The organism is Streptomyces sp. NPDC051051, from assembly GCF_040682975.1.
GTDB lineage: Bacteria > Actinomycetota > Actinomycetes > Streptomycetales > Streptomycetaceae > Streptomyces.
In genome coordinates, this window is sequence record NZ_JBFBCB010000019.1 from 1 (window position 1) to 13,387 (window position 13,387).

The window sequence follows — 13,387 nt, forward strand, 5'->3', positions numbered from 1 at the left end:
CCCCTCACGCCCGGTCCCCGCCGGGCCCCGGCCGCCACCGACCCCGTCGAGGCCCTCGGCCTCACCGGCCGGGAGCGCGACGTCCTGCGCCGGTGTGCGGGCAGGCCGCGGACAAGCTCCTGAATCCGTCGAACGCGTAAGGTGGCGTGCTCGTACATACCGACGAGCACGCCATCGGCCGATGGCGCTCACGCCGTCGACCGGCGTACGCGACGAGGACGAGGGAGACGCCCCGACCATGCCCGGCAGCAGCGGCAAGGGCGCCGTGACGCGCAGCACCCTGCGGCAGCAGATCGCCGACGCCCTGCGCGACGAGGTGCTGGCGGGACGGCTCCAGCCGGGCCAGGAGTTCACGGTGAAGGAGATCGCCGACCAGTACGGCGTCTCCGCGACGCCCGTCCGCGAGGCACTGGTCGATCTCTCGGCGCAGGGGCTGCTGGACGCCGACCAGCACCGGGGCTTCCGGGTGCACGAGTACACCGTGGCCGACTTCCGGAGCATGATCGAGGCGCGCAGCCTGGTCGTCGAGGGCATGTTCCTCGCCCTGGACGAGGGCAGGCAGCCCTTCCGGGGCCTGGACGACCCGCGGATCGCGGCGGCCGTCGCGGGGGTGCGCCGGCGCGGCGAGGAGGCGCAGCGGGCCGCGGCGGCCGGCGACCTCACCGTGCTCATCGGCTACGACCTGCGGTTCTGGCGCGAGCTGAGCGCCCTGTTCGGCAACCCCTACCTCGCCGACTTCCTGAACCGGCTGCGCCTGCAGACCTGGGTGTGCCTGGTGCAGCACCTGCGCCGGCTGACCGAACTGCGCGGCAACCTGTGGTCCGGCCACACCGAACTGGTCGACGCCCTCCACCGCCGCGACACCGCCACGGCCCGCACGATCATCGACGCGTACCACACGCACTCCCTCGCGCTGATCGAGCGGCTGACGGCCGGATGAGCGGGACGGACACCGCCGAGGAGTCCCACGGCGTCCCCGAGCCCCGAGAAGCACCCGAGTCCCGCAGCGTCCCCGAGCCCGGCAGGGCCCCCGAGCCCCACGAGGTCGCCGCGTCCCGCCGGCCGCCCGCCCTCTCCGTCGTGATCCCCGCCTACAACGAGGAGCACCGGCTGGGCCCCACCCTCGACGCGCTCACCCGGCAGCTCGCCGCCGCCGGGGACCGGTGGGGCGGCTGGGAGATCGTGGTCGCCGACGACGGCTCCACCGACGCCACCCGCGAGATCGTCACCCGGCGCCGTGACCCCCGGCTGCGGCTGGTCACCAGCCCCCGCAACCGCGGCAAGGGCCACGCCCTGCGGCTCGGCGTGGGCGCCAGCCGGGGGCGCCGCGTGCTGATCACCGACGCCGATCTCGCCGTACCCGTGGACGAGTTGGAGCGGCTCGACGAGGCGCTCACCGAGGGTGGCGCGGCGGCGGTCGGCTCCCGTGCCGTGCCCGGGGCGACGCTCGGCGAGCGCCGGCACCCGGCGCGCGAACTGCTCGGCGGCGCGGGCAACCTGCTCATCCGCGGGACGGCCGTGCGCGGGATACGCGACACCCAGTGCGGGTTCAAGCTGTTCGACGGCGAGAAGGTCCGCGCCGCGTTCGCCGCGTCCCGGCTGGACGGCTGGGCCATCGACGTGGAGGTGCTGCGCCACTTCCAGCGGGCGGGCTGGCCGGTCGCCGAGGTCCCCGTGCACTGGTCGCACCGGCCCGGTTCCAAGATCCGTCCGCTGGACTACCCGCGCTTCCTGCGCGACCTGGTCCGCCTGCGCCTCCCGGCCGTGAGGGCCGCCGACGCCGTCGCCGCCGCCCTGTTCCTCGCCCTGGCCGTCGCGCTCTACGCGGGCCGCTTCTTCGACCCGGCGCACCGCCACCTCACCGACTCCCTCCAGGACCAGAACCAGTGGGAGTGGTTCTTCGCGGTGACCGCCGACAACGTCGTGCACCTGCGGAACCCGCTGTTCAGCGACCTCCAGGGGGTCCCCGACGGCGTGAACCTGATGGCGAACACCGCCATGCCCGGCCTGTCGGTCCCGCTCGCCCCGGTCACCCTCCTGTGGGGTCCGGCCGTCGCCCTCAGCCTGGCGATGACGCTGGGTCTCGCGGCCACCGCTGCGGCCTGGTACCGGCTGATCCTGCGCCGGCTCGTGGCGCGGCGCGGGGCGGCCTTCACCGGGGCCGCGCTGGCCGCCTTCGCGCCGCCGATGGTCAGCCACGCCAACGCCCACCCCAACTTCGTCGTCCTGTTCATGATCCCGGCGATCACCGAGCGGACCCTGCGGCTGTGCGCGGGCACCCGGGTCACCCGCGACGCGGTGGTCCTCGGCCTGATGACGGCCTACCAGGTGTTCCTCGGCGAGGAGGCCCTGCTGCTGGCCGCGCTGGGCATGCTCCTGTTCGCCGCCGCCCACGCGGCCGTGCGCCCCCGCGCGGCCCGCGCCGCCGCACGTCCCCTGCTGCGCGGCCTGGCGATCGCCGCGGCGGTCTGCCTGCCCCTGGTCGTCTACCCGCTGGCCTGGCAGTTCTCCGGCCCGCAGAGCTACACCCACCTCGACCACGGGCCGGGCGCCGCCAACCCGGTGCGCGCCCTGTTCGCCTTCGCCGAGCGGTCCCTCCTCGCCGGCGACGCCGGCCGGGCGGACGCCCTCTCCCTCAACCGGACCGAACAGAACGCCTTCTACGGCTGGCCCCTGCTCCTCCTCGCCCTCGCGATCACCATCGGCCTGTGGCGGCGGCCCGTCGTCAGGGCGCTGGCGTTCACCGCGGCCGCCGCGGCCCTCCTCTCCCTGGGCCCGCGCGTCCGCGTCCCGGCGACCGGCGCCGAGGTCCCCGGCCCCTGGGCGCCGCTGGCGCACCTGCCGCTGCTGGAGTCGGTCATCGTCGGCCGCGTCGCGCTGATCTGCGCGCCCGTCCTCGGCATGCTGCTCGCCCTCGCCGTCGACCGGTCGGCGAGCTCCCGCTCCCCGGCTCCGCGGTACGCCGTCCCGCTGGTCGTCTGTCTGGTCCTGCTCCCCCTGGTCCCGGCCCCGCTGCGGTCCGAGCCGCGCCCCGGGGCGCCCGCCTTCTTCACCGACGGCGTCTGGAAGGGGTACGTCGGCCCCGGCGAGGCCCTCGTGCCGGTACCGCTGCCCGACCCCACCGACGCCGAGGCCCTGCACTGGCAGACCGCCGCCGGCCTCGGCTTCCGGATGCCGGGCGGCTACTTCAACCGGCCCTACGGCGACGGCGACCGCAGCGGTGTCTACGGCGTGCCGCTGAACTGGACGGCGGGCCTGCTGAAGGACGTACGGGAGACGGGCTTCGCCCAGGTGATCGACGACCGGGCGCGGGAGCAGGCCCGGCGGGACCTCGCGTACTGGCGGGCGGGCGCGCTGGTGCTCGCGCCGCAGCCGCACGACGGGCCGCTGCGGGCCACCGTGGACAAGCTCGTGGGCCGACCCGGTAGGCGGGTGGCCGGAGTGTGGGTATGGGACCTGCACGAAGGGAGCTGACGCAGGACACACCGACTACCCTTCCGAGTCCGGGCAGCAATGACCGCGCGACACCCTGAGTGAGGAGCTCTCTTTGGCCTGTGACCTGTGGCTGGTGCCGCTCGTCGACGTGTTGTGCCACACCCCCGACAACCCCTTCGCCGAGGAACTCGCGCAGTACAACAAGGTGCTCGCCGAGTCGGGACTCCCCCCCGTGCCGGTGTACCAGTACATGCCGGGCCTGTCCGGCGACGTCGCCCCCGTGGCCGGCTTCGACTACGACGCCCTGCACTTCCTGCGGCGCGCCTACCTGCTCCAGGTGTGCGGACTGCCGGTGACCCCGGTCGACGCCCTGGGCGGCGACTACGAGCAGCTCCTGGAGATGTTCGAGTCGACGGCCCAGCAGTCCCACCTGGTGTGGCACTACGACCACGCCGGCGCCTACGTCCCGGTGGACTTCCCGCAGCCCCTGTCCAACGAGGAGCTGCTCGCCGGCGGCGGCCCGCTCGGCTCCTCGCAGTCCCTGCTGCGGGAACTCGAGTACGTCGCCCCCTCGATCGGCATCGACCCCGCCAACCCGCCGGCCGCGCCGCAGCCCCCGGCCGCCCCAACGGAGCTGGAGGAACCGGCCGTCGCGCCGCCGTACGACCCGAGTCCGTTCGCCCGCGAACGGCACGTGTGGCTCGGGCTGCACGCGGCGGCCACCAGGAGTCTGGCGCAGGGGTCGATGATCGTGTTCAGCTGAACCGGCCGCGGTCCACCGTCGGCGGCCCGGCCGGGCGCGCACCGCGCTCCCCGTCTTCTCGCCGACGGGCCGCGCGTCGGCGCGCGGGGGATCCCTTCCGGCGCACGCCCGCCCGCCCCGTGTCTCCCGGCGGGACCGGCGCCGCCGCCGGACGCGCCGACGGCCGCCCCCCGCGCGAGCGGGAGGCGGCCGTCGGTACGGTCCCCGGCGATTTCCCGGGTGCCTCAGATGAACGAGTTGATCTCGATCGTCTCGTCCCGGCCCGGGCCCACGCCGATCGCGGAGATCGGGGCGCCGGACATCTCCTCCAGCGCCTTGACGTAGTTCTGGGCGTTCTTCGGCAGGTCCTCGAAGGTCTTGGCCTTCGTGATGTCCTCGGACCAGCCCGGCAGGGTCTCGTAGATCGGCTTCGCGTGGTGGAAGTCGCTCTGCGAGTAGGGGAGTTCCTCGACGCGCTTGCCGTCGATCTCGTACGCCACGCAGACCGGGATCTGCTCCCAGCCGGTCAGGACGTCGAGCTTGGTGAGGAAGAAGTCGGTCAGGCCGTTCACGCGGGTCGCGTAGCGGGCGATGACCGCGTCGAACCAGCCGCAGCGACGGTCACGGCCGGTGGTGACGCCCCGCTCGCCGCCGATGCGGCGCAGCGCCGCGCCGTCCTCGTCGAACAGCTCCGTCGGGAACGGGCCGGCGCCGACCCGGGTCGTGTACGCCTTGAGGATGCCGATGACCCGGCTGATCTTCGTCGGGCCCACGCCGGCACCGGTGCAGGCGCCGCCCGCGGTCGGGTTCGACGAGGTGACGAAGGGGTACGTGCCGTGGTCGATGTCCAGGAGCGTGCCCTGGCCGCCCTCGAACAGCACCACCTTGTCGTCCTCGAGGGCCTGGTTGAGCACCAGGACCGTGTCGGCGACGTACGGGCGCAGCTTCTCCGCGTAGCCCAGCAGCTCCTCGACGACCTGCTCGACCGCGATGGCGCGGCGGTTGTACAGCTTGGTCAGCAGCTGGTTCTTGACGTCGAGCGCCGCCTCGACCTTCTGCTCCAGGATCGACTCGTCGTACAGGTCCTGTACGCGGATGCCGACCCGGTTGATCTTGTCGGCGTAGGTCGGGCCGATGCCCCGTCCCGTGGTGCCGATCTTCCGCTTTCCGAGGAAGCGTTCCGTCACCTTGTCGACAGTCACGTTGTAGGGCGTGATGATGTGCGCGTTGCCGCTGATGAGCAGCTTCGACGTGTCGACGCCTCGCTCGTTCAGACCGCTCAGCTCGGAGAGCAGGACCGACGGATCGACGACGACTCCGTTTCCGATGACGGGCGTACATCCGGGCGACAGGATTCCGGAAGGGAGGAGGTGCAATGCGTACTTCTGGTCGCCCACGACGACCGTGTGGCCGGCGTTGTTGCCGCCCTGGTAACGCACTACATAGTCCACCGAGCCGCCGAGCAGGTCGGTGGCCTTTCCCTTGCCCTCGTCACCCCACTGAGCACCGAGCAGCACAAGTGCGGGCACGCGCGTACACCCCTTCCGGGTGGGGCATGTCCAGGGTCAGGGGCGTACGCGGAAGCTCTCACCACCACGTGCACCACGACCGTCGTCGGTCGCGGCACCGCGACCGTCATCGGCCGCCACGCGACCGTCTTCGGTCGCACACCGTCGGACCCGGATGCCCCGGAATAGACGAAGCCCCTGGCGCAATAGCGCAAGGGGCTCTTGCACAAAGATGCTACCCGAGGAAGCGAGGCAGGACCGAGGTGGCGACTTCCGCGACGCCGGAGCAGCTGCTGGTGATCATCGATCCGGTCGCCCGGAGGACGGACGGAGAGTCCGTACGGATCGCGAAAGACGTGCTCAGCGCGGGTGCGGCGACGAAGGTGTGCCTCCCGGAGGACGCGGAGGAATTTGCCCGCGCCCTCGCGCGCCGCGGCTCGCGGCGGCCGGTGGTGATCGGGGACGACCGCGCGCTGATGCGGGCGGTGGCCCTGCTGCACCGGCGGCGGGAGCTGGCCGGATGCGCACTGTCCATGGTGCCCGTGGGCGGCTCCCTGAGCGTCGCGCACGCCCTGGGGGTGCCCCTGGGCACCGTCGCGGCGGCGCGGGCCGTCCTGGACGGCGCCGAGCGGCGTCTGGACCTGCTCGTCGACGACAGCGACGGGGTCGTCCTGGGCACGCTGCGGATACCGCCGCTGTCCGGCCGGGACGCGCAGCCGGACGCGGCCGGCGTACGGCCGTGGTTGCGGGCGACCTGCCGGTCCCTGGTACGCACGCTGGTGCCGTCCCGGCCGGAGCCGGCCCCGCCGGCGCCCGGACCGACCCGGCTGCGGGTCGAGGTCGACGGGGTGACGCTGGTCGACCTGGACCAGCCGGTCGAGGCGGTGTCGGTGACCCCGGACGCCTCCGGCACGGCGGCGGTGGAGGTCCGGCCGGTGTCGGTGGGCGCGGAGGCTTCCCCGCTGGAGGCCCGCGGCCGCACCGTCACGGTGTCCGGGGCCGACTTCCGCTACCGGGCCGACGCGACGGTGGCGGGACCCGTACGGCGGCGGACCTGGGTGGTCCGCGAGGGCGCGTTGGGGCTGGTGCTGCCGGGGCGGTGAGCGGGACCGGGCGGGGGGTGCCGGACGGGGTGTGCCGGACCGGGGCTTCGGCTAGCCCTTGCCGAAGACCTGTTCGCGGTGGGTCCGCCAGCGCTCCATCATGGCCGCGATCTCGCCCTCGACGAACTCGAAGAAGGCGAGCGTCTCGGCCATCCGGCGGCCGGCGGGGGTGTCGGCGCCGAGGCCGGCGACGCCGTCGCGCAGGGCGCCCTCCCACCGCCTGAGGACGGTCTCGCGGTTGGTGAAGGCCTCGTACCACTGGTCGCTGTGCACCCGGTAGCGCTCCCGGCGCGAACCGGGCTCGCGCTCGCGCGCCACCATGTGCTGCTGCGACAGGTACCGGACGGCGCCGGACACCGCCGCGGGGCTGATCCGCAGCTGTTCGCCCAGTTCGGCCGAGGTGAGCGCGCCGGAGTCGGAGGCCAGGAGGGCGGCGAAGACCCGCGCGGCCATGCGCTGCATGCCCGCCTCGACGAGCTGCGCGGCGAAGGATTCGACGAACCTCGACACGGACTCCGCGTCCCGCCCGCCCTCGGCGCTGACCCCGGCACCGGCTGCTTCGCTCATGGCCACATCCTATCGACCGTTTTCACACTTCCTTAACTTCACAAATTTCTGAAGCAAGCGTACGTTCTGACGCATGACGAAGGCCATCACGGTGTCCGGGCTGCACAAGTCCTTCGGTCGCACCCACGCGCTCGACGGTCTCGACCTGGAGGTCGAGACGGGCGAGGTGCACGGCTTCCTCGGCCCCAACGGCTCCGGCAAGTCCACCACCATCCGCGTCCTGCTCGGCCTGCTGCGCGCCGACTCCGGCGCCGCGCGGGTCCTCGGCCGCGACCCCTGGCGGGACGCGGTGGAGGTGCACCGCCGCATCGCGTACGTCCCCGGCGACGTGGCCCTGTGGCGGAACCTGTCCGGCGGCGAGGTCATCGACCTCCTCGGCCGGCTGCGCGGCGGACTGGACGCGCGGCGCCGCACGGAACTGGTGGAACGCTTCGAGCTGGACCCCACCAAGAAGGGCCGCACCTACTCCAAGGGCAACCGGCAGAAGGTCGCCCTGGTCGCCGCGTTCGCCTCGGACGTCGACCTGCTCGTCCTGGACGAGCCGACCTCCGGCCTCGACCCGCTGATGGAGGAGGTCTTCCAGCGGTGCGTGGCCGAGGAGCGCGAGCGGGGCCGTACGGTCCTGCTGTCCTCGCACCTGCTCAGCGAGGTCGAGGAACTCTGCGACCGGGTCAGCATCATCCGCCGGGGCCGCACGGTCGAGACCGGCTCGCTGGCCGACCTGCGCCACCTCACCCGCACCAGCGTCACCGCCGAACTCGCCGGTGAGCCCGACGGGCTGGCACGGCTGCCCGGCGTCCACGACCTCGACGTCCGGGGCCGCCGGGTGCGGCTCCAGGTCGACGCCGACGGGCTGGACGCCGTACTGCGGTCGCTGAGCGCGACGGGCGTGCGGTCGCTGACGTCGACGCCGCCGACGCTGGAGGAACTGTTCCTGCGCCACTACCAGGCCGGCACCGCCGAGGCGGCGAACCGATGAGCGTCCTCGCACCCCGGCTCTCGGGCACCGGAACGCTGCTGCGGTTCGCGCTGCGCCGCGACCGGGTGATGATCCCCCTCTGGGTGGGCGTCAACGCCCTGATGGTCCTCTCCATGCCGAACACCCTGGAGAGCCTGTACGGCACCGCCGCCGAACGCGCCTCCCTCAAGGACCAGATGGCGGCCAACGCCTCGCTGCGCGCCCTCGTCGGCCCGGTCTTCGGCGACTCGCCGGGCGCCCTCACCGCCTGGCGGGTCGGCGTCTACGCCGGTGCCCTCGCGGCCGTGACCAGCATCCTGATCGTCGTACGGCACACCCGGGACGAGGAGGAGAGCGGCCGCCAGGAGCTGATCGCCTCCGGCATGGTGGGGCGGCGCGCCTCGCTGACGTCGGCGCTGCTGGCGGCGGGGGTCGCCGACGCGGTCCTGGCCCTGCTGGTGACCGTCGGGCTGGCGGGACACGGGGTGGCCGGGGCGGTGGCCCTCGGGCTGGGGCTCGCGGCCGTGGGGATGCTCTTCGCGACCATGGCCGCGATCGCCGCGCAGCTCACCGAGAGCGCGCGGCTGGCCCGGGGGCTGGCCTCGGGAGTGCTGGGCGCCGCGTTCGTGCTGCGCGCGGCGGGCGACTCGGCGACGGACGACGGCTCCTCCGTGCTGACCTGGCTCTCCCCGCTCGGCTGGCTGGAGAACCTGCGGCCCTTCGCGGACGAACGCTGGTGGGTGCCGGCGCTGTTCGCGGCGGCGATCGCCGCGCAGGGCGTGACGGCCTACGTGCTGGCGGGCCGCCGGGACCTCGGCATGAGCTTCCTGCCCACCCGGCCGGGACGGGCCGGCGGACGGCTGCGCACGGCGGGGGCGCTGGCCTGGCGGCTGCAGCGCGGCAGCGTCCTCGGCTGGAGCATCGGCTTCCTCCTCGCCGGGGTCGTCTACGGCGGGCTGGCGGAGGGCGCGGCAGACCTGGTCGGCGACAACGAGCGGGCCCGCGAGATCTTCGAGCGGATGGGCGGCCGGTCGGCGCTCACGGACGCCTTCCTCGCCGCGATGACCGGCATGCTGGGCCTCGTCGCGGCCCTGTACGTCGTCGCCTCGGTCCTGCGGCTGCACGGCGAGGAGACCTCCGGCCGGGCGGAACCGGTCCTCGCGAACGCGGTCGGCCGGCTGCGCTGGGCCGCCGGCCATCTGGCGGTCGCCTTCGGCGGCGCCGCCCTGATCATGCTGCTGGCGGGCCTCGGCCTCGCCGTCGGCCACGGCGGGGAAGCGGGCCCGATCCTGGCCGGCTGCCTGGTCCAGCTCCCGGCGGTGTGGACCGTCGGCGGCGTCGCCGTCCTCCTGTACGGCCTCGCCCCACGGCTGGCCCCGGCCGCATGGGGGGCGGCCGGCGCGGTCCTGGTCATCGGCTGGATCGGCCCCGCGCTGGACGTCCCGCAGGCGGTGCTGGACCTCTCCCCCTTCGGCCACCTGCCCAAGCTGCCGGGAGGCGGCATGGAGTGGGGCCCCGTACTGACGCTCACCGCACTGGCGGCAGCCCTGGTCGCGGCCGGCGCCGCGGGACTGCGCCGACGGGACCTGACCACGTGACGGGGGGCGGACGGGGGCGGGGCCGGACTCGAAGTCAGGGGTCGGGTCCGGGCCCGGCTCGGGCGAGGTCCGGGCCCGGCTCGGGCTCCGGGGCGAGGGCTGGGTGGCCGGGGCGGGGGCGGGGGCGGGCCCCGGGACGGGGGCTGGGGGGCCGGTGGTTCAGGCGATCTCCACGCCGAGTCCTTCCAGGCCCCTGATCACGAAGTTCGGTGTGCGGGCGGGCTCCGCCGCGAGGCGCAGGGTGGGGGCCTTCTCCAGGAGGGCCCGCATCGAGGCGGCCAGCTCCATGCGGGCGAGGGGAGCGCCGATGCAGTAGTGGATGCCCGCGCTGAAGGAGATGTGCGGGTTCTCCGCGCGGGTCAGGTCCAGGCGGTGCGGGTCGGTGAAGACCGCGGGGTCGTGGTTGGCGGAGCCGAACAGCATCGCGATCTCCGCGCCCCGCGGGATCACCGTGCCGTCGATCTCGATCTCGTCGAGGACCCAGCGCTCGAAGAGCTGGAGCGGGGTGTCGTAGCGCATCAGCTCCTCCACGGCGGAGGGGACCAGCGCGTGGTCGGCGCGCAGGGCCGCCAGCTGGCCGGGGTTGCGGAACAGCGCCCACCAGCCGTTGACCGTGGCGTTGACCGTCGCCTCGTGGCCCGCGTTCAGCAGGAGCACGGCCGTCGAGATCATCTCCTGCTCGGTGAGCCGGTCGTCCTCGTCGTGGGCGGCGATCAGCCCGGAGATCAGGTCGTCGCCGGGCTCCTTGCGGCGGGCCGCGATCAGCTCCCGCAGATACGCGGAGAACTCCACCGACGCCCGCACCGCCCGGCGGGCCGTCTCCGGCGACGGGCTCAGCTCGTACATCCCGCAGATGTCCGCCGACCACGGCCTGAGCGGGGCCCGCTCCGACGCCGGGATCCCCAGCATCTCGGCGATCACCGCCACCGGCAGCGGTTCCGCGACGTCCGTCAGCAGGTCGCCGCCGCCGGCCGCCACCAGCCCGTCGACCAGCTCACCGGCCAGCCGCTCGACGTACGGCTTGAGCCGCTCGACCGTGCGCGGCGTGAACGCCTTCGACACCAGCCGCCGGATCCGGGTGTGGTCCGGCGGTTCCAGATCCAGCATCCCGTGGTCGTTGAGGGTGTGGAACGGCTCGTGCTCCGCCGGGGGCGCCGTCCGCCCGAAGTCCTCGTGCGTGAAACGGTGCTGGTAGGTCCGCCCGAGTCGCCGGTCCCGCAGCAGCGCCGAGACGTCCGCGTGGTGCGGCACCAGCCACTGGTCGGTGCGCTCGTACCGGATCACCCGGCCCCGCTCCCGCAACTCGGCGTACGCCGGGTACGGATCGGCCACGAACGCCGGGTCCCAGGGATCGAAGCGAAGGTCGTCGACTGCTGCCATGACCGGACGCTAGCCCGTCGACCCCACTGCTGACCAGGGGCGTCTCACCCCGGTCTGACCAGCCGCGCCTCGTAGGCGAACACCGCCGCCTGGGTACGGTCCCGCAGGCCCAGCTTCACCAGGATCCTGCTGACGTGCGTCTTGATCGTGGACTCCGCCACCACCAGCCGCCCGGCCATCTCCGCGTTGGACAGGCCCTGCGCGATGAGGACCAGGACCTCCGTCTCCCGCTCGGTCAGGTCGCCGTAGGACGCCTGGGCGGCGCGGGGCAGCCGGGGGCCGTCGGACAGTCTGGAGAACTCGGTGATCAGACGCCGGGTGACGGACGGGGCGAGGAGCGCCTCCCCGGCGGCCACGATCCGCACCCCGTCGGCGAGTTGGCGGGCCGAGGCGTCCTTCAGCAGGAAGCCGGAGGCTCCGGCGCGCAACGCCTGGTAGACGTACTCGTCGAGGTCGAAGGTGGTGAGCACCAGCACCTTCGCCGTGCCGTCCGCGGCCACGATCTCCCGCGTCGCCTCGATGCCGTTCAGCTCGGGCATCCGGATGTCCATCAGGACGACGTCGGGCGCCAGTTCACGGACGCGGTCCACCGCCTCGCGGCCGTTCACCGCCTCGCCGACGACCTCGATGTCCGGCATCGCGTTCAGCAGGACGGAGAAGCCCTCGCGGACCATCATCTGGTCGTCCGCGATCAGTACCCGGATGGTCATGCCGCACCGTCGTCCGCCGTGGCCATCGGCACCGGAAGGAACACCGTGACCTCGTAACCGCCGTCCTGCGTCGGGTCCGCCGTCATCTCGCCGTTCAGCATGGTCACCCGCTCCCGCATGCCCGTGATGCCGTGCCCGGCTCCCGGCGAGGGCTTCACCAGGGCGGGGTCGGTCGGCGGGCCGTTGACGATGCGCAGACCCAGCCCGCCGAGCACATAGCCGATCTCCACGCGGGCGCTCGCGCCGGGCGCGTGCCGCAGGGTGTTGCTCAGGGCCTCCTGCACGATCCGGTACGCCGACAGCTCCACGCCCTGCGGCAGTTCCCGCACCGCGCCGGTCACCGCCTTCTCGACCGGCAGACCGGCCTCCCGCACGTTGGCCAGCAGCCCGTCCAGCTCGGCGAGCGTGGGCTGCGGGGCGTCCGGGGCCTCGTAGTCCTCGGCGCGGACCACGCCCAGGACCCGGCGCAGCTCGGTCAGGGCCGCGACCGCGTTCTCCCGGATCGTCGCGAACGCCTTCTCCAGCTCGGGCGGCGGGTTCTCCACCCGGTAGGGGGCGGCCTCCGCCTGGATGGCGACGACCGACATGTGGTGGGCGACCACGTCGTGCAGCTCGCGGGCGATGGTGGTGCGCTCCTCCAGCAGCGTGCGCCGCGAACGCTCGTGCGCGGTCACCGTCTGCTGGGCCGTGACCTCCTCCTCGGCCTGCCGACGGATGTGCCAGACGGTGACGGCGAGCAGGACGAGCGCCGAGAGGACGAGCATCGGCCCGACGTTGGTGTAGTAGTGGTTCGAGCCGAACACCGTCTCGGCGACGAAGCCGTAGGCCAGGGTCAGCAGCCACATCCAGGCCGCCGTGCGCGGCCGGGTGCGTATCGCCACGACCGTCAGCACGACGAGGTGGGAGACGAAGGTGCCCGGCAGCCACGGCCAGTCGCTCCACGCCGAGCCGAAGGCGGCGACGAGCGTGGTCGACATCAGCGACAGCCAGAACGCCCCCGCCGGGCGGACCAGGGTCAGCAGCACCGGGGCCAGCGCCAGCAGCCCGCACACCAGGCCCACGAGGCCGCCGTCCTCGACCAGGGAGGCCAGGAAGGCGAGCGCACCGCCCGCCCCGACCAGCGCGTGCCGGGACCAGGTCGCATACACCCGCTTGCGGCCGGTCAGCCGACGGGTGAAGCGGCCGTCCGGCTCACGGTGGGGCAGCGGACGGTAGGCGAACGCATCCTCGAACAGGTCCTCCCGCAGCCCCCGCACGGCGCCCAGGGCCACCCGGATCTCCGGGCTGCCCGGCCGCCGGGCCGCGTACGGGTCGTCCGGCGGCGTGGACTGTGTCTGGATCGTCTCGGTCGTCTCGGTCGTCTCGGTCACAGTCAGAACCGTAGGC

Annotated in this window: 11 protein-coding genes; 6 read left to right on the top strand and 5 right to left on the bottom strand. The window is 73.7% G+C overall.

Going from position 1 to position 13,387, the window contains the following annotated elements; translation table 11 throughout:
- Positions 1 to 238 precede the first annotated feature (238 nt).
- The 3 genes from AB0N31_RS16345 to AB0N31_RS16355 all read left to right on the top strand — a co-directional run bounded on the left by AB0N31_RS16345 (position 239) and on the right by AB0N31_RS16355 (position 4,198).
- Positions 239 to 940: a GntR family transcriptional regulator gene (locus AB0N31_RS16345; RefSeq protein WP_366059139.1), complete on the top strand. Its 702-nt coding sequence runs from the start codon at positions 239 to 241 to the stop codon at positions 938 to 940.
- Entirely contained in the window at positions 937 to 3,474 is a 2,538-nt protein-coding gene (locus tag AB0N31_RS16350; protein ID WP_366059032.1) for a dolichyl-phosphate beta-glucosyltransferase, read from the top strand. The genes AB0N31_RS16345 and AB0N31_RS16350 overlap by 4 nt, the downstream gene beginning before the upstream one ends.
- Before the next feature lie 73 nt (positions 3,475 to 3,547).
- Complete coding sequence (locus AB0N31_RS16355) at positions 3,548 to 4,198, top strand: hypothetical protein (protein WP_366059033.1); 651 nt, start codon at positions 3,548 to 3,550, stop codon at positions 4,196 to 4,198.
- A gap of 224 nt (positions 4,199 to 4,422) precedes the next feature.
- Here AB0N31_RS16355 and AB0N31_RS16360 read toward each other — a convergent pair whose 3' ends face one another.
- On the bottom strand, positions 4,423 to 5,706 hold the full coding sequence (locus AB0N31_RS16360) for an adenylosuccinate synthase (RefSeq protein ID WP_366059034.1): 1,284 nt from the start codon (positions 5,704 to 5,706) through the stop codon (positions 4,423 to 4,425).
- A 242-nt stretch (positions 5,707 to 5,948) separates the two neighbouring features.
- Here AB0N31_RS16360 and AB0N31_RS16365 point away from each other — a divergent pair, with 242 nt between their 5' ends.
- Positions 5,949 to 6,788 carry a diacylglycerol kinase family protein gene (locus AB0N31_RS16365; protein ID WP_366059035.1) on the top strand — a complete coding sequence of 280 codons (840 nt, stop codon included), beginning with the start codon at positions 5,949 to 5,951 and terminating at the stop codon, positions 6,786 to 6,788.
- A 51-nt stretch (positions 6,789 to 6,839) separates the two neighbouring features.
- Here the strand turns inward: AB0N31_RS16365 and AB0N31_RS16370 are convergent, their stop codons facing one another.
- Positions 6,840 to 7,355, bottom strand: coding sequence for a MarR family transcriptional regulator (locus tag AB0N31_RS16370; protein ID WP_366059036.1), 516 nt, complete (start codon positions 7,353 to 7,355; stop codon positions 6,840 to 6,842).
- A gap of 73 nt (positions 7,356 to 7,428) precedes the next feature.
- Here AB0N31_RS16370 and AB0N31_RS16375 point away from each other — a divergent pair, with 73 nt between their 5' ends.
- Together AB0N31_RS16375 and AB0N31_RS16380 are read left to right on the top strand one after the other, a co-directional pair.
- Entirely contained in the window at positions 7,429 to 8,334 is a 906-nt protein-coding gene (locus tag AB0N31_RS16375) for an ABC transporter ATP-binding protein (RefSeq protein WP_366059037.1), read from the top strand.
- On the top strand, positions 8,331 to 9,911 hold the full coding sequence (locus AB0N31_RS16380) for an ABC transporter permease (protein ID WP_366059038.1): 1,581 nt from the start codon (positions 8,331 to 8,333) through the stop codon (positions 9,909 to 9,911). The genes AB0N31_RS16375 and AB0N31_RS16380 overlap by 4 nt, the downstream gene beginning before the upstream one ends.
- Positions 9,912 to 10,070: 159 nt before the next feature.
- On the opposite strand, the gene AB0N31_RS16385 is transcribed toward AB0N31_RS16380, so the two are convergent.
- The 3 genes from AB0N31_RS16385 to AB0N31_RS16395 are packed head-to-tail and all read right to left on the bottom strand — an operon-like array spanning position 10,071 to position 13,371.
- Positions 10,071 to 11,291 carry a cytochrome P450 gene (locus tag AB0N31_RS16385; RefSeq protein ID WP_366059039.1) on the bottom strand — a complete coding sequence of 407 codons (1,221 nt, stop codon included), beginning with the start codon at positions 11,289 to 11,291 and terminating at the stop codon, positions 10,071 to 10,073.
- 44 nt (positions 11,292 to 11,335) lie between these two features.
- On the bottom strand, positions 11,336 to 12,001 hold the full coding sequence (locus AB0N31_RS16390; protein WP_366059040.1) for a response regulator transcription factor: 666 nt from the start codon (positions 11,999 to 12,001) through the stop codon (positions 11,336 to 11,338).
- On the bottom strand, positions 11,998 to 13,371 hold the full coding sequence (locus AB0N31_RS16395) for a histidine kinase (RefSeq protein WP_366059041.1): 1,374 nt from the start codon (positions 13,369 to 13,371) through the stop codon (positions 11,998 to 12,000). Before AB0N31_RS16395 ends, AB0N31_RS16390 begins: the two co-directional genes overlap by 4 nt.
- Between the last annotated feature and the right edge of the window lie 16 nt (positions 13,372 to 13,387).

Excerpts from the sequence above, each read along its gene's own strand:
- AB0N31_RS16345 (WP_366059139.1), top strand. The coding sequence starts at position 239 with ATGCCCGGCAGCAGCGGCAAGGGCGCCGTGACGCGCAGCACCCTGCGG.
- AB0N31_RS16370 (WP_366059036.1), bottom strand. The coding sequence starts at position 7,355 with ATGAGCGAAGCAGCCGGTGCCGGGGTCAGCGCCGAGGGCGGGCGGGAC.
- AB0N31_RS16385 (WP_366059039.1), bottom strand. The coding sequence starts at position 11,291 with ATGGCAGCAGTCGACGACCTTCGCTTCGATCCCTGGGACCCGGCGTTC.
- AB0N31_RS16350 (WP_366059032.1), top strand. The coding sequence starts at position 937 with ATGAGCGGGACGGACACCGCCGAGGAGTCCCACGGCGTCCCCGAGCCC.
- AB0N31_RS16390 (WP_366059040.1), bottom strand. The coding sequence starts at position 12,001 with ATGACCATCCGGGTACTGATCGCGGACGACCAGATGATGGTCCGCGAG.
- AB0N31_RS16375 (WP_366059037.1), top strand. The coding sequence starts at position 7,429 with ATGACGAAGGCCATCACGGTGTCCGGGCTGCACAAGTCCTTCGGTCGC.
- AB0N31_RS16380 (WP_366059038.1), top strand. The coding sequence starts at position 8,331 with ATGAGCGTCCTCGCACCCCGGCTCTCGGGCACCGGAACGCTGCTGCGG.